This window comes from Streptomyces platensis, assembly GCF_008704855.1.
In the GTDB taxonomy this organism is placed as follows: Bacteria; Actinomycetota; Actinomycetes; order Streptomycetales; family Streptomycetaceae; genus Streptomyces; species Streptomyces platensis.
Genome location: NZ_CP023691.1, coordinates 6,951,109 through 6,971,287 on the forward strand (window position 1 = coordinate 6,951,109; position 20,179 = coordinate 6,971,287).

The following is a 20,179-nucleotide window of genomic DNA, read 5'->3' on the forward strand; positions in this document are numbered from 1 at the left end:
GTGGTGAGACCTGGGCCCCTGATTACACGATGGCAGCTAGCGGTGCGGCAATGAGGAGGACATATGACGGACACGGAATCCGGTGCGACGGGTCGCGCACCGGCCGCCACCGAGGAGTTCCGGGCGGCACGGGATCTGCTGCTGCGGCACCGGGAGGACTATGCCGCGGCCCGCGCGGCGTTCCACTGGCCCCGCCCGGAGCACTTCAACTGGGCGCTGGACTGGTTCGACACCATCGCCCACGGCAATGACCGCACCGCGCTGCACATCGTCGAGGAGGACGGCAGCGAGACCCGGCTGAGCTTCGACGCCCTGCGCCGCCGCTCCGACCAGGCAGCGAACTGGCTGTCCGCCCACGGGGTACGGGCCGGCGACCGCATCGTGGTGATGCTGGGCAACCAGGCGGAGCTGTGGGAGACCGCACTGGCCGCGATGAAGCTGCGTGCCGTCGTGATCCCCGCGACCCCGCTGCTGGGCCGCGCCGACCTCGCGGACCGGATCGACCGCGGCCGGGCCCGGCATGTACTCGTACGGGCCGCGGACACCGGGAAGTTCGCCGACGTGGCGGGCGACTACACCCGGATCGCGGTCGGCGGTGCGCCGGACGGCTGGCTGGCGTACGAGGAGGCGTACGACAGCCCCGAGACCTTCGAGCCGGGCGGGCCCACCCGGGCGGACGACGCCCTGATGCTCTACTTCACCTCCGGCACCACCGCCCGCCCCAAGCTCGTCGAGCACACCCACGCCTCGTACCCCGTCGGGCATCTCGCGACGATGTACTGGATCGGTCTGCGGCCCGGCGATGTGCATCTCAACATCTCCTCGCCCGGATGGGCCAAGCACGCCTGGTCCAATCTCTTCGCGCCGTGGAACGCCGAGGCCACCGTCTTCATCCACAACTACACCCGCTTCGACGCGGCCCGGCTGATGGCGGAGATGGACCGGGCCCGCGTCACCAGCTTCTGCGCCCCGCCGACCGTCTGGCGGATGCTCATCCAGGCCGATCTGTCCGCGCTCCGCCGGCCGCCGCGGGAGATCGTCGCGGCCGGTGAACCGCTCAACCCGGAGATCATCGAGCAGGTGCGGCAGTCCTGGGGCGTCACCATCCGGGACGGCTTCGGACAGACCGAGACCGCCGTCCAGGTGGCCAACACCCCTGGTCAGACCGTCAAGCCGGGCTCCATGGGCCGCCCCACCCCCGGCTTCGACGTCGTCCTCCTCGACCCGGTCAGCGGCGCACCGGGCGACGAGGGGGAGATCGCCCTCGACCTGTCCACCCGGCCGGTCGGCCTGATGACCGGCTATCACGGGGACCCGGCACGCACCGCGGAGGCGATGGCCGACGGCTACTACCGCACCGGCGACATCGGCAGCCGTGACCGCGACGGCTGGATCACCTACATCGGACGCGCCGACGACGTCTTCAAGGCGTCCGACTACAAGATCTCCCCGTTCGAGCTGGAGAGCGCCCTGCTGGAGCACGAGGCGGTCGCCGAGGCCGCCGTGGTGCCGGCCCCCGACCCGCTGCGGCTGGCGGTCCCCAAGGCGTATGTGGTGCTGGCGGCCGGGTGGTCGCCCGGCCCGGAGACCGCGAGGCTGATCTTCGAGCACTCCCGCGAGGTGCTGGCCCCCTACAAGCGCATCCGGCGGCTGGAGTTCGCCGACCTGCCGAAGACCGTCTCCGGCAAGATCCGCCGTATCGAGCTGCGTGAGCGCACCGCGCAGGGCGACGGCGGCGCCGAGTACTGGGAGGAGAACCACCGATGAGCCAGCAGCAGGAGCTGTCGTACGCCTGCGGGACCGCCGACCGGCCGCTGCTCGGCCACACCATCGGCACCGATCTGGCCCGCACCATCGCCCGGTTCGGCGACCGCGAGGCGCTGGTCGAGGTGGCGAGCGGCCGCCGCTGGACCTACGCCGAACTGGGCCGCGCGGTCGACGAGGTGGCGCTCGGGCTGCTCGCCAAGGGCGTCACCAAGGGCGACCGGGTCGGCATCTGGGCGCCCAACTGCGCCGAGTGGGTCCTCGTCCAGTTCGCCACCGCCCGGATCGGCGCGATCCTCGTCAATGTCAACCCCGCCTACCGCGTCCATGAGTTGGGCTACGTCCTGCGGCAGGCCGGTATCGGCGTCCTGGTGTCCGCGACCCACCACAAGACCAGCGACTACCGCGGGATGATCGAGCAGGTACGCGCCGAGAGCCCGGCGCTGCGCGAGGTGATCTACCTGGGCGACGACACCTGGGGCGAACTGCTGGCCGCCGGTGCCGGCGTCCCGCCGCAGCGGCTCACCGCCTGCGAAGCGGAGCTGACCGCCGACGATCCGGTCAACATCCAGTACACCTCGGGCACCACCGGCTTCCCCAAGGGCGCCACCCTCTCCCACCACAACATCCTCAACAACGGCTACTGGGTCGGCGAGACCCTCGCCTACACCGAACACGACCGGGTGTGTCTGCCGGTGCCCTTCTACCACTGCTTCGGCATGGTCATGGGCAACCTCGGCGCCACCTCGCACGGCGCCTGCATCGTCATCCCGGCCCCCGCCTTCGACGCCGCCGCCACCCTCCAGGCCGTGCAGGACGAACGCTGCACCTCCCTCTACGGCGTCCCCACCATGTTCATCGCCGAGCTCAACCACCCCGACTTCGCCTCCTACGACCTCAGCTCCCTCCGTACGGGCATCATGGCGGGCTCCCCGTGCCCCGAGGAGGTGATGAAGCGGGTGGTCGCCGAGATGCATATGACCGAGGTCTCCATCTGCTACGGCATGACCGAGACCTCACCGGTCTCCACCCAGACCCGCCGCGACGACGACCTCGCCCACCGCACCGCGACCGTCGGCCGGGTGCTGCCGCACATCGAAGTGAAGGTCGCCGATCCGGCGAGCGGGGTGACCGTGCCCCGCGGCACCCCCGGCGAACTGCGCACCCGCGGCTACAGCGTGATGCCCGGCTACTGGGCGGAACCCGAGCGCACCGCCGAGGTCATCGACCCGGCCCGGTGGATGCACACCGGCGATCTCGCGGTGATGAACGACGACGGCTACGTCCGGATCGTCGGCCGCATCAAGGACATGATCATCAGGGGCGGTGAGAACGTCTACCCGCGCGAGATCGAGGAGTTCCTCTACTCCCACCCCAAGATCGCCGACGTCCAGGTCGTCGGCGTCCCCGACGAGAAGTACGGCGAGGAGATCGCCGCCTGCGTCATCCTCCGCGACCCCGAAGACCCGCTCACCCTCGACGAGCTGGCCGCCTATTGCCGATCCCACCTCGCCCACTACAAGGTGCCCCGCTACCTGGAGATCCTGGACACCTTCCCGATGACCGTCAGCGGCAAGGTCCGCAAGGTGGAGCTGCGCGAGCGGCTGGCGGGGGAGCTGGGGCGGGTACGGTGATGACGCTTGGGCACGTACGGATATGAATCCGCGCCCGGCGACCGGGCGAGGGCGGCGCGCCCGTCGGCGAGCGTAAGGGGCCGGGTATCCGCGTCCCGCCCGGCTCCCCTCCGCCCCGCCGCGCGTGGCCACCCCGCACTACCGACACTCCCCGCTGGCGCGGCGGAGACCTACCCGGGCGGGACGCGTCCACGGGATCAGCGCCGGGACGCAAGCGCCGTAGGCAGCGTACGAAGCGCCGAACTTCCCAGCCATCAGACCGTCTTCGACCCGCACCCGGCGCAACAGCCACGGGACGGCAACCGCCAGATAGGCGATCCAGACACCGAAGCCGCACGCCAGCATGCCACCGACGATCAGGCCGAGGAGACCGGTGTAGATGGGGTGGCGAACCAGCCCGTAGGGACCGTCGGTACGCAGCTCATGCCGCTCCTGCACCAGCGGAACGCTGGCCCACATCACCCCCAGAGTCCAACGGGCCCGCAGCAACAACGCCGTGGAGGCGACGGCGAGCAGTGCCCCCAGGACCGCGAGCTCGGGCTGCCAGTACTGGAGATGGCGCCAGAACGACGGCGGAGCGCAGCCGACCCGCACCCAGAACGCACCCGCGCCCACCATCACCGGAACCCGTCCGGGCAGCGTGCCCGGCAGCCCACGCACCCACCCGGCCGGCCCCTTCCGCCCTTCGCACCGAAGTAGACCGCCCCCACGAGCCAGGCCACGAGAAAGACCACGACGCAGACGTCAGTGACGGCAACGGCCGCCGAATGCAGAAAGCCCATACGCCGAGCCTCCTCCGCGCGCCCACGGGCGCACCACCACCCACGGGTGGAACCACACTCTCCACCCCCCAGGTTTGACGGGCTCCTCAACAACCGGAGCAATGCTCAAGACCTGCGGATCGGTGTCGGGGAGACGCACGAAGGGCGTACCTTCCCGAATGATCCCGTGATGGCCATAGAACGCGACAATTACCCGCTACTGGACTTCCTCAACACGGAGATGGCCAACCGTGCGTGGATCACACCCGCTCCTGACCTTCTTCATGGACGCCGCCGACAATCGCTTCCCGCCGGTCGACGGCCGGGTGACGGTGCTGCCGCCCCTGCCCGGGGCGCTCGAATGCTCGGTCGCCTTTACCGGACACGCCGTCGTGGCCACCGCCATGACCGAGCAAGCCGTATACGCCCAGGGCCCAGACGGTTTCGGCGAGTCGCTCTCTGCGGACTTCCTGCGCCACCTCGCCGGGCCCAAGGGCTGGATCGGCGTCACCGACGCCATCCTCACGGTCCGCGGCACCGGCGGCCGCCCGCGCCTGGCGGAGCTGACCGACGCAGACGACCATCCACGTGTCCGCCATGCCCGGTGGCTGCGGACAAACGTCCAGGTCTACGGTGACGAACGTGGCCTCATCACCCTGGCCGACGGCCTTGCTGGGCGGCGTGAGCTGAGTATCGAACTCGACCGCACCCAGGACAGCGGCCGAGGGCATGGGCGGTCGCTCCTCGCCGATGCCCTCTCCCTGCTCCCGGAAGGCGAACCGGTCTTCGCCGCCGTTTCCCCGGGCAACGCCCGCTCCCTGCGCGCCTTCCTCGCCTGCGGATTCACGCCCGTCGGCAGCGAGGTTCTGCTGCGGCCCGAGCGGAGGTAACCGGCCGGCTGCGGGAACCATGCGGCCACCGCGTTACTACGCGGTGGCCGCACACGGCGTCCGCAAAGCCAACCGGTCCACAGATATTGCCAATTGCTCCGAGTTGCCTGATCCACAATCACCAAAGCGGGTCGGCTCCCGCTCAGCCTTGGCGGCCGCCGCGGCTGACGCTCGCGCCCGTGCTACGTCCAAGCGGCGCTGTCTGGACTGCGGCGGCACCGGTAGGGAGTAGGATGGAATGAGCGACGTCATCGGAGGCCCTGAGGGGTCGGGGGTTGAGTCCGTGTACATCGGCGCCATGACCTTGTACCCGGTGCCCGAGTCCGTGGCGCGGGCTCGGCGTTGGTTCAGAAAGTTCACAGATCCGCATGAGCTGGCCTGCTCGGTGGACGAATGCGTATTGATGATCTCCGAGCTGGTGACCAACGCTGTTCTCTACGGAGAGGCGGAGGACTCCTGGCGGGTGCGCGTGGAGTGGTGGCGTGTCGGTGAAGCACTGCGGGTAGATGTGCACAATCCCGGGTTTCCCGCGAAGGTCCGCATGCGCGAGGCTGCCGCCGATGAAGCGCATGGCAGGGGCCTGCATCTTGTCGATGCGTTGGCTGACTGCTGGAGTGCCGGGCCCAGTCGCTATGGCGGGACGATGGTCTCGTTCTCTGTTGACGGAGCTTGGAAGTCCTGATGAGCGGAGGCCCCACGGTGCCCGTGCGCGTCGGCGTTGGCTGTCAGGGCCGCCGCTCGCCCGGCCAGTCGAGCAGCAAGCGCTGAGCGCGGGGAAGCGAAGCGACCACGAGGTCGTAGGAGTCCTCGATCATGTCGAGGATGAGTTGGTCGGGGAGGGCGCCGGTCAGCGAAACGGTGTTCCAGTGGCGCTTGTTGAGGTGGTAGCCGGGGACCACCTCGGGGTGTGTGGCGCGCAGTCGTTCTGCCAGTTCGGGGTCGCATTTGAGGCTCACGGTGAGCGGCGCATCCGTGAGGGTCGTGAGTGCGAAGATCTTTCCGCCGACCTTGAAGGTGGACACGTCCGGGTGCCGGGGGAAGGGGAACTCCTCGACCGCGCCATTGAAGTCCAGGCAGGCGGCCCGCAGAGCATTCGCGTCGATCATTCCGCCAGTATGGCCGGTGGGGCTGTCATGGCTGAGGGGGCGTTCGCAATACCTGCGGCGAGCGGTCTCGGCCTGCGGCCTGTGGGGAACAGTGACCGGAATGGCCGATTGGGCGCGCCAATCGCGCAGGATGTCAACTCGCCGGAATACTTTGGCATTTCGTCGTGATCCTTGAGGGGGGACTCATTGTGCTGAGTGGAGTTGACGGAGGGCAGGAGCGACGGCGAGGGGCATATGGCGTCGACGCCCCGTACGCCTTGTTCGGCCTTGCCTGCGGAGCCGTGGGGTCGTCCCTGGCGGTGATCGGCACGCTTTTGGGGCCTGGGATGGGGTGGGCCTGGGTGCCGTTTCTGTGCGCGCTGGTGATGGCCGTCGCCTTCGTGCTGTACGCGCATGCCACGCGGCGCGGAAAGTTCACGGTGTGGGAGGGGCTGCTGGACGAGTTGGAGCTGCGGGGCGATGAGCGGCTGCTGGATCTCGGGTGCGGGCGTGGGGCCGTGTTGCTGGCCGGCGCACGGCGGCTTCCGGAGGGCCGGGCCGTGGGCGTGGACTTGTGGCGTGGGGTTGACCAGTCGGGCAACGCCCGGAGCGTCACCTCGCGCAATGCGGAGGCTGAGGGGGTCCACGACCGGGTGGAGCTGCACACCGGTGACCTGCGGGACCTGCCCTTCGGTGACGGCGAGTTCGATGTCGTGCTCTCCAGCCTGGCCATCCACAACATCAAGGATGCGGGAGGGCGGCGCCGGGCCCTCGCCGAGGCGGTACGCGTACTGCGCCCCGGGGGACGGCTGGTGATCGTGGACATCGGGCGCTCCGTGGTCCTTTACCGGGACGTCCTGGGAGAGCTGCCGGTCAGTGGGCTCGGTGTCCGCTCGCTGGGCTGGCGCATGTGGTGGGGTGGCCCGTGGATGCGGAGCCGCGTGGTCACGGCGTCCGGGAGGGTCGCCTGAGCGGCGACGTTGCCCGGGGGCGGGCAGTCGCAGCGCTCACGTTCCGCTGCCCGCCCCGCCGGCCTCTCGCCTCATGCACACCCTCGGCCAGTGGTCGAGTCCCAGTGCCGCCTCGTGGGCGCGGATTGCCCGCAGGCCCGGGGTGAGTTCGGTATCGGTGAGGGTCCGGAATCCGAGCCGGGCGTAGTACGGCGCGTTCCAGGGAACCTCGGCGAAGGTGGTCAGGGTGAGCGGGGCCGGGCCGCCCGCGCGTTCCGCCCGGTCGATCAGCGCCCGGCCGATGCGGCGGTGGGCGTGCTGCGGGTGGACCGAGACCTGCTCGATGTGGGTGCAGCCGTCGACCGGCTCCCAGAGCAGAAAGCCGAGTGGCTGTCCGGTGGAGTGGGGGGCCGCCGCCTCGCCTGGTTCCTCGTACGCCACCAGTGCCCGGCCCGCGCGCTGGAACGCCGTCAGCTGTGCGAGGGACGGTGGTTCGGCGTCCGCGATCGCCGCCATGCCGAGCCCGCGGAATGCCGTACCGGACGCGAGCTCGATGCTGCGCAGGGTGGGCAGCTCGGCGAGGGAGGGGGCATGGATGAGCAGCACGGGGTCAGTGTCGCCGGTCCGGGCGGGGGAGGCGAGCGAATTTCCGTACTGCTTGCTGTGAGCCGCCCAGTCATCGGTCCCAGCCGCCCAGCCGCCTCGGTCCTTGCCTGCCCAACTGCCCAGCCGTCGGCCCTCACCTGTCCGGCCGCTCAGTCGGCGGTGGTGAGTCCCGGGCCACCCGGCGCCACCGCGCGACAGCATCACCGCCCCGCCGCCCCGTACTTGATCAGTTCGTCGGCCGGGTCGTTGACCGGCTGCGGGGTGCCGGTGAGGTCCATGACGAACAGCGGGATGTGCAGGTCGTCGGCGCGGGAGCGGGCGTCGCGGGCATAGCCGGCGAGGGAGAAGAAGACCGCGATGGCCGAGGCGTTGAGGCCGTTGAGCCAGACGCATTCGATCTCGCGCAGCTGGGTGGCGCGGGTGGTCGGGTCGACCTGGGCGACCACGCCCGTACCGCGGAGGTCCACGCCGGAGGCGGTGCGCTCCTGGGTCCGGGCGGCATCGGCGTAACCCAGCCACTTCAGATACTGCTGGGCGGCGGTGACACAGTCGCGGGCCGTGCGGATGGTGACCGGGCGGAACGCCGGGCGCAGGGCGGGGCGCGGCGTCCCGGAAGCGGAAGCAGAAGGGGGAGAGGGGGCAGCAGCGGGATCAGGAGCGGGGGCCGGTCCGCGCCTCGGTGGCGGTGGGCCGGGGGAGGGGAAATTCGGCGGTGGTGGGACCGGCGCGGGGACGACCGGGACCCGGACGACCGTGCCGCAGGCGCAGCCGGACTCCGGGGCCGGCCACTCGTCCTGTCGGCCGCAGACCTCGCAGCGCACCTCCACCCAGGAGGCCTGCCAGGTGCGGTGGAGTATCTCGACGGGAATCCCGCCGCGCAGTACGGGCATGGTGAGCGGGGCCCCGCAGGCGCACGGGAAGGTGGGCGGGGTGAAGGCGTTCTCGCGGCGGCACGTGGGGCACCGCACCGGCACGCTGTCGGCCATGGTCGGCTCCTGGCAGGTCGGGCGGCAGACAGGTCGGATCTGCTGCTGCCCCCCATGGTCCCTCCAAAGCCGGGTGCCGGGGGCCGAATTGCGGCGGTGAGTGCGGAGTGGGGGAGAACGCCGGGGAGTCAGGGCGCACGGAGGGAGCGCGGCGCGGCGTGCATGGCTCGCCGCCGCGCGACAGGGCCCGGCGTCCGTGACCGTACGGAGGCCGGGCCCTGTGGTGGTTTCCGTCCGGCAGCGCGGGCCATCGGGCGCGACGGGACATCGCACCGCCGGACGGAGTCCGGGGGTGGAGGAGGCGGGCTCCGCGGCGGGGGAGCGGGCTCGCCCTTCCTGTCGGGCGAGCGCTGCCACCGCACTGCGTGCTCCCGTATGCCGCGGAGCTCGCTCCCCTTCTCCGTACCGGCGACCACCCCTCAACGGGCCGCTGGTACGGATGCACGAGGAACTGACCTCCCGTCAGTCCTCGCGCAGCTCGTTGACCCTGGCCTCGACGCGCTTGCCGTAGTCCGGGTCGGCGGCGTGGAAGTGGGCGAGGTTCTTCTCGATCACATCGTCGCGGCTGACCTGGGAGAGACCGCCGGCGATGTTGTCCACCAGGCGCTTCTTCTCGTCCTCCGACATCAGCCGGTAGAGCTCACCGGCCTGGAAGAAGTCGTCGTCCTTGGTGTGCGCGGGCGCCTCGTGGGTGCCGACGTGGCCGGCGACGGCGAGCGGGGCGGAGAGCGGCCGGCCGGTCTGCACCGGCCCGCTGTAGGAGTTGGGCTCGTAGTTCTTGGCGTACCGGTCGTAGCCGTTGGTCGCCATGAGGCCGTCCCGGCCGTAGTTGGCGGCCTCGGTCGCCTTGGGGGCGTTCACCGGCAGCTGGGTGTGGTTGACGCCCAGGCGGTAGCGGTGGGCGTCGGCGTAGGCGAACAGTCGGCCCTGGAGCATCTTGTCCGGGGACGGGCCGATGCCCGGCACGAAGTTGTTCGGGGAGAACGCGGACTGCTCGACCTCGGCGAAGACGTTGTCGGGGTTGCGGTCCAGGACCAGGCGGCCCACGCGCTGAAGCGGGTAGTCGCTGTGCGGCCACACCTTGGTCAGGTCGAACGGGTTGAAGCGGTAGTCGGCCGCCTCGGCCGCCGGCATGATCTGCACATACAGCGTCCAGGAGGGGTACACGCCGCGCTCGATGGACTGGAGCAGATCGGTCTGGTGGCTGTTGGGGTCGGTGCCGGACAGCTCGGCGCCCTGTTCGGCGTCCAGGCAGCGGATGCCCTGGTTGGTCTTGAAGTGGTACTTGACGAAGAAGGCCTCACCCTCGGCGTTCGTCCACTGGTAGGTGTGCGAGCCGTAGCCGTTCATGTGGCGGTAGGAGGCCGGGATGCCGCGGTCGCCCATGAGCCAGGTGATCTGGTGGGTCGCCTCGGGGGAGTGCGCCCAGAAGTCCCAGACGTTGTCCGGCTCCTGCTTGCCCGTGAAGGGGTCGCGCTTCTGGGAGTGGATGAAGTCGGGGAACTTGATCGGGTCCTTGATGAAGAATACCGGGGTGTTGTTGCCGACGAGGTCGTAGTTGCCCTCCTCGGTGTAGAACTTCAGGGCGAAGCCGCGCGGGTCACGGGCCGCGTCCGGGCCGCCGAGGCTGTCGGCGACGGTCGAGAAGCGGATGAACGTCTCGGTCCGCTTGCCGACGGTGTCGAGGAAGCCGGCGTGGGTGAAGCCGGTGACGTCGTCGGTCACCTCGAAGTAGCCGTACGCCCCGGAGCCACGGGCGTGCACCACACGCTCCGGGATGCGCTCGCGGTTGAAGCGGGCGAGCTTCTCCAGCAGATGCTGGTCCTGGAGGACGATCGGGCCGCCGACGCCGGCGGTGGCGGAGTTCTGGTTGTCGGCGACGGGGGCGCCAGCCTCCGTAGTGAGAAAGCGCGCCGTCAGCGTGGGCTTCGACATGGTGACCTTCCGTACGAGAGCGCGGAGTTTGGCTTCCGCATGTCGGAGCGTAAGAAGCGCTCCGACCAAACGTCAACAGTTTGTTGAAACAACCTGGAAGTGCCCAGGGGTGTTCCGGACGGCGGCCACGCCTGGGCGCGACAGGACAAGTGTCGGCGCGGCCGCCGCCCGGAAGCGGAGGGGAAGCGTCAGGGAGACCCGGGCCTCCAGGGGCCGGGTAGCCGCGCGGGGACGGCTTCCTTATGGGCCGGCGGGCAGGGCCCCCGAGGCGGGGGCCCGCTGCGCCGCCGTGGACTCAGTTGCCGGTGGTGTGTCCGGAGAGGCGTTCGACGCCGCGCAGGAGGGCGGAGTGGTCGAGGCCGCCGTCGCCCTGGGCGCGGAGGGAGGCGATGAGTTGGGCGACGACGCTGCCGACGGGGAGGGCGGCGCCGACCGTGCGGGCGGCGTCGGTGACGATGCCCATGTCCTTGTGGTGGAGGTCGATGCGGAAGCCGGGGCGGAAGTCGCGGGTGGTGAAGTTGTCCTTCTTGCGGGCCAGGACGGTGGAGCCGGCCAGTCCGCCGCCCAGGACGTCGAGGGCGGCGCTCAGGTCGACGCCGGACTTCTCCAGGAAGACGACGGCTTCGGCGCAGGCCTGGATGTTGACGGCGACGATGAGCTGGTTGGCGGCCTTGACGGTCTGTCCGGAGCCGTGCGGGCCGCAGCGCACGATGGTGTTGCCGAGGGCTTCCAGGAGGGGGCGGGCGGCGTCGAAGTCGGTCTGGTCGCCGCCGGCCATGATGGACAGGACCGCTTCGATGGCGCCGGCTTCGCCGCCGGAGACGGGGGCGTCCAGGACCCGGATGCCCTTGTCGGCGGCGGCGTGGGCGAGGTCGATGGAGGTCTGCGGGGTGATCGAGGACATGTCGATCAGCAGGGCCCCGCGCCGGGCGTGGGCCAGGATGCCGTCGGGTCCGTAGGCGATGGCCTCGACCTGGGGGGAGGCGGGGACCATGGTGATGATGACGTCGGCGTCGGCGACCGCCTCGGCGATCGAGCCGGCCACGCTTCCGCCGTTCTTGGCCAGCCGCTCCAGCTTGTCGGCCTCCAGGGTGTAGCCGGTCACCGGGTAACCGGCCTTGATCAGGTTCTCGGCCATGGGCGAGCCCATGATGCCCAGACCGATCCACGCGACCTTGGGAAGATTGCTCATGCGGTGCCTCTTTCGGAGCGCTTGCGAGGTGTCAGGAGTGCGCCGCGCGCCGGTCGGCCGGGAGCCAGCCGAAGGCCTCGGCGCTCGGGCCGTCGCCGGGCTTGTACTCCAGGCCGACCCAGCCGTCGTAACCGGCCTTGAGGAGGCGGTCGAGCAGGCCGGCGAGGTCGAGGTCACCGGTGCCGGGCGCGCCGCGGCCGGGGTTGTCGGCGATCTGCACATGCGCGGTCCGGGCGGTGTAGCGGTCGATGACCTCGTCCAGGTCCTCACCGTTCATCGACAGGTGGTAGAGGTCCATCAGGAAACGGGCGTTGTCCAGGCCCGTCGCCGCGTTCACCGCGTCCACGACCTCGATCGCCTTCGGCGCCGAGACGATCGGGCAGTTCGGCGACTCGGGCGCGTTGAGCGCCTCGATCAGCAGTGTCCCGTTCACCTCCGCCACGGCCCGCGCGGCGTACGTGAGGTTCTCCAGCGCCAGCCGGTCCTGCTCGGCCGCGTCCACACCCTCGACGCGGTTGCCGTACAGGGCGTTGAACGTGGTGCAGCCCAGCGAGCGGGCGAACTCCACCGCCACCGGCACATTCGCCCGGAACCTCGCCGACTCCTCACCGGGAACGGACAGCGCGCCGCGGTCCGGGCCCGGCAGCTGTCCGGCGTAGAAGTTCAGCCCCACGAGCCGGGTCCCCGCGTCGTTGAGCGCGTCGCGCAGTGCGTCCAGCTCCGCCCGCTCCGGTACCGGGGCGTCCACCCACGGCCACCACAGCTCCACGGCGGTGAAGCCTGCCGCCCGCGCGGCCGCCGGCCGCTCCAGCAGCGGAAGCTCGGTGAACAGGATCGACAGATTGACGTTGAAGCGCGTGTCCGGGAAACCCATAACGGCGGCGCCCTTCCGGATAGTGGAACTGTTTTTCTACTTAATGGAACACTGCCTGGCGGGCTCGGAGGCTGTCAAGGGGGCCCCGCGGCAATTTCTGGTGGCCGGGCCGAACCGCGCGTAGGTTGAGCGGCGTGCGATTGAGAGTGGAGTTCACAACGGAGCCGTTCGACCTGGACGAGGCGCCGGCGCATGCGGTGGTGGCGCGGGATGTCGTCACGGGTGCCGAGCTGGACGCCGTGGACGTCGGGCCGTTCGGCAATACGGCCGAGGGGGGCGCCGAGCAGGTGCTCGGTGCGGTGGCCGCGCTGCTGCGCGAATCCCTGCAAGCGGGTGCCACCCGGGTGTCCCTGCAGGTCAATGTCATCGGCGAGACCGGCCCGGGCGAGGGGGACGCGACATGACCGATCCCGCCGACCACCCCTTCGTCCAGGCGGTCAAGCCGCTGATCGACGCGATGGGTGGCCAGATGGTCGCGCCGGACCTGGCCGAGGGTGACGACGTCGTCCTGACCTGGGAGGGGCAGGACCGGGTGGCCGTACGGCTCCCGCATCTGTCGGACTCGCTCGACCACATCCTCGCCGAGCTCCAGCGTCGGCACGGGGTGCCGCTGGCGGAGCTGGACCGCAAGACCAAGCAGTCCGTCGTGCGCATTCTGGAGTCCCGCGGTGCCTTCTCGGTCCGGCACGGCGTGGAGACGGTCGCCAGCGCGCTCGGGGTGAGTCGCTTCACCGTGTACAACTACCTGAACAGGGAGAATGCCGCGAAGGGCGCCGACTGAGGGTAGCCGGTCACGGCCCCGCCCGGCCGCCGCAGCCGCCGTCCCGCAGCACCGGACGGCGGCTTTTGTGCGCCAAGTTTTCAACAAAGTGTTGACGTGTTGTTGCCGGGGGTCTTAGCTGTTTCCAGCCAAGCAGAGCTGTCCAGCACCACCAGGCCACGGAGGCTTCCCGTGTCTTCGAGTTCACCACGCTCGACGGGGGACACCCCCGTGCCCCCGGCGGGGCTCACCCGATTCAACGCCGCGGATGACGCCACGGCGCGTACCACGCTGCACGAGGTGTGCGCGAGCCGGGCATGGGGCGAGCGGATACTCGCCCGGCGCCCCTACGCCACCACCGACGCCCTGTTCGCCGCGAACGACGCCGCCATGGCTGATCTGACCGCGGCGGATCTGGCCGAGGCGATGGCCGGGCACCCGCCCATCGGCCGGCCGAAGCCCGGCGACCCGACCTCACACCGCGAGCAGAGCGGTATGGCGGGCGCCTCCGACGCGCTCAAGGCGGAGCTGCTCGAACTCAACCTGGCCTACCAGGAGAAGTTCGGGCATGTCTTCCTGATCTGCGCCTCCGGCCGCACCGGAGAGCAGATGCGGGACGCGGTCCGGCACCGGATCGGCAACACGCCGGAACGGGAACGAGAGATCGTTCGTGCCGAACTCGGCAAGATCAACCGCATTCGTCTGACCCGTATCGCGGAGCACGCAGAAGGAGACGCAGCATGAGCAGCGAGACGGCCGCACCGACGTCGGTGTCCACCCACATCCTGGACACCAGCGTGGGCCGCCCCGCGGAGGGCGTCGCCCTCACACTCTCGGTGCGCTCCGGCAGCGACGGCGCCTGGACCGCCCACGGCGCGTCCACCACCGACGCGGACGGACGCTGCAAGGACCTGCCGGACCTGCCGGCCGGCACCACCCATGTACGCCTCGACTTCGCCGTCGAGGAGTACTTCGTTTCGAACCAGCACCGCGCTTCAGACCAGCACCGCGCTTCAGACCAGCACCGCGCTTCAGACCAGCAAGCCGAGGAACAGCAGGACGCCCCCCGCGTAAGGGACAGCGGCGCGTTCTTCCCGGAGGTGGCAATCACCTTTGCCGTCCAGCCGGGCGAGCACTATCACGTACCGCTGCTGCTCAACCCGTTCGGCTACTCCGTATACCGAGGGAGCTAGCACCGACATGACTGCCCATTCCCGCCCGGCCCGCGCTGCCGATTCCCGCCCGGCCCGCCCTGTGATGCTCGGCCAGAACCAGTACGGCAAAGCAGAAAACCGCGTCGTCAAGATCACCCGGGACGGCGACACCCACCACATCAAGGACCTGAACGTCTCCGTGTCGCTCTCCGGCGACCTGGAAGAGGTCCACCTCTCCGGCTCCAACGCCCACTGCCTGCCGACGGACACGACCAAGAACACCGTGTACGCCTTCGCCAAGGAGCACGGGATCGAGTCCGCCGAGCAGTTCGGCATCCACCTGGCCCGGCACTTCGTCACCAGCCAGGAGCCGATCCACCGGGCCCGCATCCGGATCGAGGAGTACGCCTGGGAGCGGATCGCCGGCTCCGACGCCAACTCCCGCTTCATCGGCGCCGACGAGGTCCGGCACTCCTTCGTCCGCAAGGGCCAGGAGACCCGGCTGACCGAGATCACCTACGACGGTGAGCAGTGGCAGGTCATCTCCGGGCTCAAGGACCTGGTGGTGATGAACTCCACCAACTCGGAGTTCTGGGGCTACATCAAGGACAAGTACACGACCCTCAAGGAGGCCTACGACCGCATCCTCGCCACCGAGGTGTCCGGCCGCTGGCGGTTCAACTGGACCGACGACGAGCAGCGGATGCCGAACTGGGAGCGTTCGTACGAGCAGGTCAGGAAGCACATGCTGGAGGCCTTCGCGGAGACCTACAGCCTCTCGCTCCAGCAGACCCTGTACCAAATGGGGTCGCGCGTCATCAATCACCGTTCCGAGATCGACGAGATCCGCTTCTCGCTCCCGAACAAGCACCACTTCCTGGTGGATCTGGAGCCGTTCGGGCTCAAGAACGACAATGAGGTCTACTACGCGGCGGACCGCCCGTACGGCCTGATCGAAGCCACTGTTCTGCGCGACGGTGTCGAGCCCAAGATCCCGGTGGATCTGACGAACCTCTGAGCGGCTCCGACGCAACGCCGTGCCGTGCGTTCCCCTCCCCACCCCGCAGCGGGGAGGGGAACGCACATCCTGAGGGGGACGACCCATGGCACAGCACTCGCACGACCCGTACCACCCCCCGTCCCCGGTCCCTCCGGTGGACGAGAAGCCGGTGGTCAGACGGCTCGTCCCGACCGCGCTCCAGCACATCGCGGCCATGTACGCCGGTGGGGCTGCGCCCGGCCCCCGTCGTCGCGCTGCCCACCCCGTTCTGATCAGCGCCGGAGCCCTGACCGCGGTCGTGCGCAATCTGTTCTTCCACCCTCTCGGCACCCGGAGCAGCCCACGGGCAGCGGTCCTGTCAGCCGCCTCGTCCGGCTCCGGCACTCAAATCCCCTAGGGCCATGCCGTGCCCACCGCCAGTACCGAAAGAAGGAACCGCACCATGGCTGCACCGGCATCCCCTGACAGCGCGGCGACGCAGCGCCTCGTCATCGAGAACTGCGCCATCGCGACCGTCGACGCCCACGACACCGAGTACGCCACCGGCCATGTGGTCGTCGCGGACCAGGTCATCGAGTCGCTGGGCGCGGGCAAGGCCCCCGAGGGGCTGGCGAACGTGGTCCGCCGGATCGACGGCACCGGACATCTGGTCACCCCTGGCCTGATCAACACCCATCACCACTTCTACCAGTGGCTCACCCGGGGCCTGGCCACCGACCACAACCTGTTCAACTGGCTGGTCGCGCTCTACCCCACCTGGGCCCGGATCGACGCCCCGATGCTCGCCGCGGCCACCCAGGGCTCGCTCGGCATGATGGTCAGGGGCGGTGTCACCACCGCCTCCGACCACCACTATGTCTTCCCCCGGGGCTCCGGCGACCTCGTCGGCGCGGAGCTCGCCGCCGCCGCGGAGATCGGCGCCCGGATCACCCTGGCCCGCGGCTCCATGGACCGCAGCGAGAAGGACGGCGGGCTGCCCCCGGACTTCGCCGTCGAGACCACCGAGGGTGCCCTGCTGGCGACCGAGGAGGCCATCGACACCCACCACGACGCCTCCTTCGGCTCGATGGTGCAGATCGCCGCCGCGCCCTGCTCGCCGTTCTCCGTCTCCACCGAACTCATGCGGCAGGGCGCCGAGCTGGCCCGCCGTAAGGGCGTACGGATGCACACCCACGGCTCGGAGACCGTGGAGGAGGAGAAGTTCTGCCACGAGCTGTTCGGTATGGGCCCGACCGACTACTTCGAGTCGACCGGCTGGCTCGGTGACGACGTGTGGATGGCGCACTGCGTCCACATGAACGACTCCGACATCGCCGCCTTCGCCCGCACCGGCACCGGCGTCGCGCACTGTCCGTCCTCCAACGCCCGCCTCGCGGCCGGTATCGCCCGCGTCCCGGACCTGCTCGCGGCCGGTGTCCCGGTCGGCCTCGGCGTCGACGGCACCGCCTCCAACGAGTCCGGCGAACTCCACACCGAGCTGCGCAACGCGCTGCTGATCAACCGCCTCGGCGCCCACAAGGAGGCCGCCCTCAACGCCCGCAAGGCGCTGCGGCTCGGCACCTACGGCGGTGCGCAGGTCCTCGGCCGGACCGCCGAGATCGGCTCACTGGAAGCCGGCAAGCTCGCCGACCTGGTGCTCTGGAAGCTGGACGGCCTCGGCCACTCCTCCATCGCCGACCCGGTCACCGCGCTGGTCTTCGGCGCCGCAGCGCCGGTCACCCTCTCCCTCGTCGGCGGCCGGCCGGTCGTCGAGGACAACCACCTCAGCAACGTCGACGAGGACGCCATCGCCCGCACCGCGCGGGCGGAGGCCCAGCGTCTGGCCCGGATCGCCGCCGAGGGCTGACCCCCACGGCGCGGTCACACGACCGGCGCACACCCCTGACTCGGCCGGGAGGGACGGCTCCCGGCCGGGCTTGTGGATCCGAGCGGGATCCACAAGCGCCGGCCCCCGGGGGTACGGGAACTCCCGTACCCCCGGGGCCGGTTGGCCCGGCCACCACCGTCCACGCGTCACAAGCGCGCCCGGCCCACCACGCTCACCAGGCGACTTCCCGCAGTACGCACCACATCGCACGCCCTCCGTGACAGCCTCGCCTCGCCGGCCCCCGGCGACGCAGAAAACGAAGGAGGCCCGCAGTGGCCGCAATGACCGGGCAGCAGTCGGAGGGGGACCGGAAACATCCGGTCGATGAGACCCTCCCGCCCTTCAAGATGTTCACCAGCGGCCTCCAGCATGTGGCCGCGATGTACGCGGGTGTGGTGGCCCCACCGATGATCGTGGGCCCGGCCTGCGGGCTGAGCGCCACCGAGACCGCCTTCCTGATGGGCGCCAGCCTCTTCACCGCGGGGATCGCCACCCTCCTCCAGACCCTGGGCTTCTGGAAGGTCGGCGCCAAGCTCCCGTTCGTCAACGGTGTCTCGTTCGCCGGTGTCACACCGATGGTCGCCATCGGCAAGGCCCAGAGCCCCGGCGACGCCCTCCCGGTCATCTTCGGCGCGGTGATCGTCGCCGGTGTACTGGGGTTCCTCGTCGCGCCCTACTTCTCCAAGCTCGTGCGGTTCTTCCCGCCGGTGGTCACCGGCACCGTCATCACCCTGATCGGCGTCTCGCTGCTGCCGGTGGCCTTCAACTGGTCCCAGGGCGGCAACGACCGGGCCCCGGACTACGGTTCGCTGACGAATATCGGGATGGCCGCGCTGACCTTCGTGATCGTGCTGGTGCTGCGCCGGGTGCTGCGCGGCTTCCTCCAGCAGATCGCGATCCTGCTCGGGCTGATCGCCGGCACCCTGATCGCGATACCCGTCGGCATCACCCACTTCTCCGCGCTCTCCCAGGCGTCACTGGTCGGCTTCCCGACGCCGTTCCACTTCGGTGCTCCGCAGTTCGACATCGCCGCGATCGTCAGTATGTGCATCGTGATGCTGGTCTGTATGACCGAGTCGACCGCCGACATGCTCGCCCTGGGCAGGATCGTCGGCCGCCCGGCGGACGAGCGCACCATCGAGGGCGGACTGCGGGCCGACACCCTCGGCACCGCCCTCAGCCCGCTGTTCAACGGCTTCGCCAACAGCGCCTTCGCCCAGAACATCGGCCTGGTCGCGATGACCAAGGTGCGCAGCCGCTTCGTCGTGGCGACCGGCGGTCTGATCCTGATCGTGCTCGGCCTGTGCCCGGTGGCCGCCTCGGTCATCTCGCTGGTTCCGCTGCCGGTCCTCGGTGGCGCCGGCATCGTGCTCTTCGGCTCGGTGGCCGCCAGCGGCATCCAGACGCTGGCCTCCGCCGCGATGGAGAAGGGGGACAACGCCCTGATCGTCGCGGCGGCCGTCGGCATCGGCCTGATCCCGATCGCCGCCCCGGACTTCTACCACCACCTCCCCAAGGACCTGCTGGTCGTCCTGGACTCCGGCATCAGCACCGGCTGTCTGGTCGCCATCGCCCTCAACCTCGCCTTCAACCACTTCGGCCGGAAGACGGCGGACGGGGATGCCGGGGACGCGACCACGGCGGACGGTCCGGTGGCGGTGGGGCATGGCGACCCGGCGCCCGCGGCGGCGCCCGCCCACTGACGCCGGGCGGCCCGACGGCCCGTAGGGGAGCGGCATCCGGCGCTTCCCTACGGGCCGTCGGGCGCGGTGCACGTGGAGGGCCCGGTGCATGTGGCGGTCCCGGTGGCGGTGCGGGCGGCCCGGGAGGTCAGCCGAGGTGGTAACGCTCCCCGTAGACCTTCCAGTTCAGCGGGGTGTGCAGATCCAGGTTGCCGTCCTTCAGGAACACCCGCTGCGCGGTGTCGATCCGGCTGGTGTCACTGTGCGCCTCCTCCTGCCGCATCGCCCACACCCGGGCGTCGAGGAAGGCGTTGAGGTAGGTCTTCTCGTCGCCGCCCCGGGACGGCGGCTCGGCCTTGGCCAGGGCCCGCTTGCGGATGGCGGGGAAGCCGGTCGGGTCGTCGCCCTCGCCGTGCACCACGAGCGCGTCGTAGTACGCGAACTGGCCCAGTGCCCCGATGCCGTCCGCCTTGCCCCGCTCGACCGCGGGACGGAAGTACAGCCGGTCCCGCTCATCGTTCTGGGCCTTCCGGAACGCGGGGTCCCGGGCGGCCTTCTTCCACGCCTTGGGGAAGCCGGGGTCCAGGCCCTCGTGCGAGTCGCCGCCGTCCACCGCACGCAGGGCGGGGAGGTACCCGGCCAGGACGTTGTCCGGCTTGCGGTGGGTGTAGAGCTCGACGAGTTCGAGCATGTCGTGCGTCCCGGACGTGAAGCCGATGATGCCGCCGGTGTAGCCCCGGCCGTCACCGATGTCCTCGATGTACTGATACTGGGCCCGCCAGTCCAGGGAGGAGTTCTCCGCACTGGAGACCAGCTGCATGGCGATCTCCTTCTTCGCCGGGTCGTCCAGGCCCGTCGCCGCGCGCGCCGTGTGCCGGACGTGGTGGCCCGGGGCCGTACGGGGCGGGGCATCCGGCGGGACCGTGCAGGCGCCGGCGGTGGCCACGGTGAGCAGAACGAGGCCCAGGGCGAGGCGGGCGGTGGTGGCTCCGGGCACGGCCCGGCCTTTCAGTCGGGTGCGCATGGCGTCCTCCGGTCG

21 protein-coding genes are annotated in these 20,179 nt (G+C 70.3%); 13 read left to right on the plus strand and 8 right to left on the minus strand.

Annotated features, from left to right (window positions below):
* The first annotated feature begins 63 nt into the window (after positions 1–63).
* Positions 64–1,767 (plus strand): AMP-binding protein, encoded by a 1,704-nt coding sequence (locus tag CP981_RS30645; RefSeq protein WP_085923907.1) that lies wholly within the window; start codon positions 64–66, stop codon positions 1,765–1,767.
* Entirely contained in the window at positions 1,764–3,398 is a 1,635-nt protein-coding gene (locus CP981_RS30650; RefSeq protein WP_085923908.1) for an AMP-binding protein, read from the plus strand. Before CP981_RS30645 ends, CP981_RS30650 begins: the two co-directional genes overlap by 4 nt.
* 138 nt (positions 3,399–3,536) lie before the next feature.
* Here the strand turns inward: CP981_RS30650 and CP981_RS30655 are convergent, their stop codons facing one another.
* A complete protein-coding gene (locus CP981_RS30655) occupies positions 3,537–4,058 on the minus strand; it encodes a methyltransferase family protein (protein WP_244329857.1) in 522 nt (173 codons plus the stop codon).
* Between the two features lie 352 nt (positions 4,059–4,410).
* Between CP981_RS30655 and CP981_RS30660 the strand changes: the two genes are divergently transcribed.
* Positions 4,411–5,049 (plus strand): hypothetical protein, encoded by a 639-nt coding sequence (locus CP981_RS30660; RefSeq protein WP_085923909.1) that lies wholly within the window; start codon positions 4,411–4,413, stop codon positions 5,047–5,049.
* A gap of 238 nt (positions 5,050–5,287) precedes the next feature.
* On the plus strand, positions 5,288–5,731 hold the full coding sequence (locus CP981_RS30665) for an ATP-binding protein (RefSeq protein ID WP_085923910.1): 444 nt from the start codon (positions 5,288–5,290) through the stop codon (positions 5,729–5,731).
* Positions 5,732–5,774: 43 nt separating this feature from the next.
* On the opposite strand, the gene CP981_RS30670 is transcribed toward CP981_RS30665, so the two are convergent.
* On the minus strand, positions 5,775–6,155 hold the full coding sequence (locus CP981_RS30670; RefSeq protein WP_085923911.1) for an MmcQ/YjbR family DNA-binding protein: 381 nt from the start codon (positions 6,153–6,155) through the stop codon (positions 5,775–5,777).
* A gap of 341 nt (positions 6,156–6,496) precedes the next feature.
* Between CP981_RS30670 and CP981_RS30675 the strand changes: the two genes are divergently transcribed.
* On the plus strand, positions 6,497–7,105 hold the full coding sequence (locus CP981_RS30675; protein ID WP_244329858.1) for a class I SAM-dependent methyltransferase: 609 nt from the start codon (positions 6,497–6,499) through the stop codon (positions 7,103–7,105).
* Between the two features lie 36 nt (positions 7,106–7,141).
* On the opposite strand, the gene CP981_RS30680 is transcribed toward CP981_RS30675, so the two are convergent.
* From CP981_RS30680 to CP981_RS30700, 5 genes are all read right to left on the minus strand, one after another.
* Positions 7,142–7,687: a GNAT family N-acetyltransferase gene (locus CP981_RS30680; RefSeq protein ID WP_085923930.1), complete on the minus strand. Its 546-nt coding sequence runs from the start codon at positions 7,685–7,687 to the stop codon at positions 7,142–7,144.
* Between the two features lie 203 nt (positions 7,688–7,890).
* Positions 7,891–8,676, minus strand: coding sequence for a hypothetical protein (locus CP981_RS30685; RefSeq protein WP_085923912.1), 786 nt, complete (start codon positions 8,674–8,676; stop codon positions 7,891–7,893).
* Positions 8,677–9,138: 462 nt separating this feature from the next.
* Positions 9,139–10,596: a catalase gene (locus CP981_RS30690; RefSeq protein ID WP_085923931.1), complete on the minus strand. Its 1,458-nt coding sequence runs from the start codon at positions 10,594–10,596 to the stop codon at positions 9,139–9,141.
* Positions 10,597–10,906: 310 nt separating this feature from the next.
* Entirely contained in the window at positions 10,907–11,803 is an 897-nt protein-coding gene (locus tag CP981_RS30695) for a 2-hydroxy-3-oxopropionate reductase (protein ID WP_150522376.1), read from the minus strand.
* A 31-nt stretch (positions 11,804–11,834) separates the two neighbouring features.
* Positions 11,835–12,677: a TIM barrel protein gene (locus CP981_RS30700; protein ID WP_085927875.1), complete on the minus strand. Its 843-nt coding sequence runs from the start codon at positions 12,675–12,677 to the stop codon at positions 11,835–11,837.
* 134 nt (positions 12,678–12,811) lie between these two features.
* Between CP981_RS30700 and CP981_RS30705 the strand changes: the two genes are divergently transcribed.
* The 8 genes from CP981_RS30705 to CP981_RS30740 all read left to right on the plus strand — a co-directional run bounded on the left by CP981_RS30705 (position 12,812) and on the right by CP981_RS30740 (position 19,161).
* Positions 12,812–13,081 carry a YkoF family thiamine-binding protein gene (locus CP981_RS30705; protein ID WP_085927874.1) on the plus strand — a complete coding sequence of 90 codons (270 nt, stop codon included), beginning with the start codon at positions 12,812–12,814 and terminating at the stop codon, positions 13,079–13,081.
* Complete coding sequence (locus tag CP981_RS30710; protein ID WP_085927873.1) at positions 13,078–13,458, plus strand: helix-turn-helix domain-containing protein; 381 nt, start codon at positions 13,078–13,080, stop codon at positions 13,456–13,458. The genes CP981_RS30705 and CP981_RS30710 overlap by 4 nt, the downstream gene beginning before the upstream one ends.
* A 210-nt stretch (positions 13,459–13,668) precedes the next feature.
* Positions 13,669–14,181 carry a 2-oxo-4-hydroxy-4-carboxy-5-ureidoimidazoline decarboxylase gene (gene uraD, locus CP981_RS30715; RefSeq protein WP_208853091.1) on the plus strand — a complete coding sequence of 171 codons (513 nt, stop codon included), beginning with the start codon at positions 13,669–13,671 and terminating at the stop codon, positions 14,179–14,181.
* Positions 14,178–14,630, plus strand: a complete 453-nt coding sequence (locus CP981_RS30720; protein ID WP_085927871.1) for a hydroxyisourate hydrolase — start codon at positions 14,178–14,180, stop codon at positions 14,628–14,630. Before uraD ends, CP981_RS30720 begins: the two co-directional genes overlap by 4 nt.
* A 7-nt stretch (positions 14,631–14,637) precedes the next feature.
* Positions 14,638–15,609 carry a factor-independent urate hydroxylase gene (gene pucL / locus CP981_RS30725; protein ID WP_085927870.1) on the plus strand — a complete coding sequence of 324 codons (972 nt, stop codon included), beginning with the start codon at positions 14,638–14,640 and terminating at the stop codon, positions 15,607–15,609.
* 85 nt (positions 15,610–15,694) lie between these two features.
* Positions 15,695–15,988, plus strand: coding sequence for a hypothetical protein (locus tag CP981_RS30730; protein WP_085927869.1), 294 nt, complete (start codon positions 15,695–15,697; stop codon positions 15,986–15,988).
* A 45-nt stretch (positions 15,989–16,033) separates the two neighbouring features.
* Positions 16,034–17,437 carry an 8-oxoguanine deaminase gene (locus CP981_RS30735; RefSeq protein WP_085927868.1) on the plus strand — a complete coding sequence of 468 codons (1,404 nt, stop codon included), beginning with the start codon at positions 16,034–16,036 and terminating at the stop codon, positions 17,435–17,437.
* A gap of 302 nt (positions 17,438–17,739) precedes the next feature.
* The gene (locus CP981_RS30740; RefSeq protein WP_085927867.1) at positions 17,740–19,161 is read left to right on the plus strand and encodes a nucleobase:cation symporter-2 family protein; all 1,422 of its coding nucleotides are present in this window, start codon (positions 17,740–17,742) and stop codon (positions 19,159–19,161) included.
* A 127-nt stretch (positions 19,162–19,288) separates the two neighbouring features.
* On the opposite strand, the gene CP981_RS30745 is transcribed toward CP981_RS30740, so the two are convergent.
* On the minus strand, positions 19,289–20,164 hold the full coding sequence (locus CP981_RS30745; RefSeq protein WP_085927866.1) for a chitosanase: 876 nt from the start codon (positions 20,162–20,164) through the stop codon (positions 19,289–19,291).
* Positions 20,165–20,179: the final 15 nt, after the last annotated feature.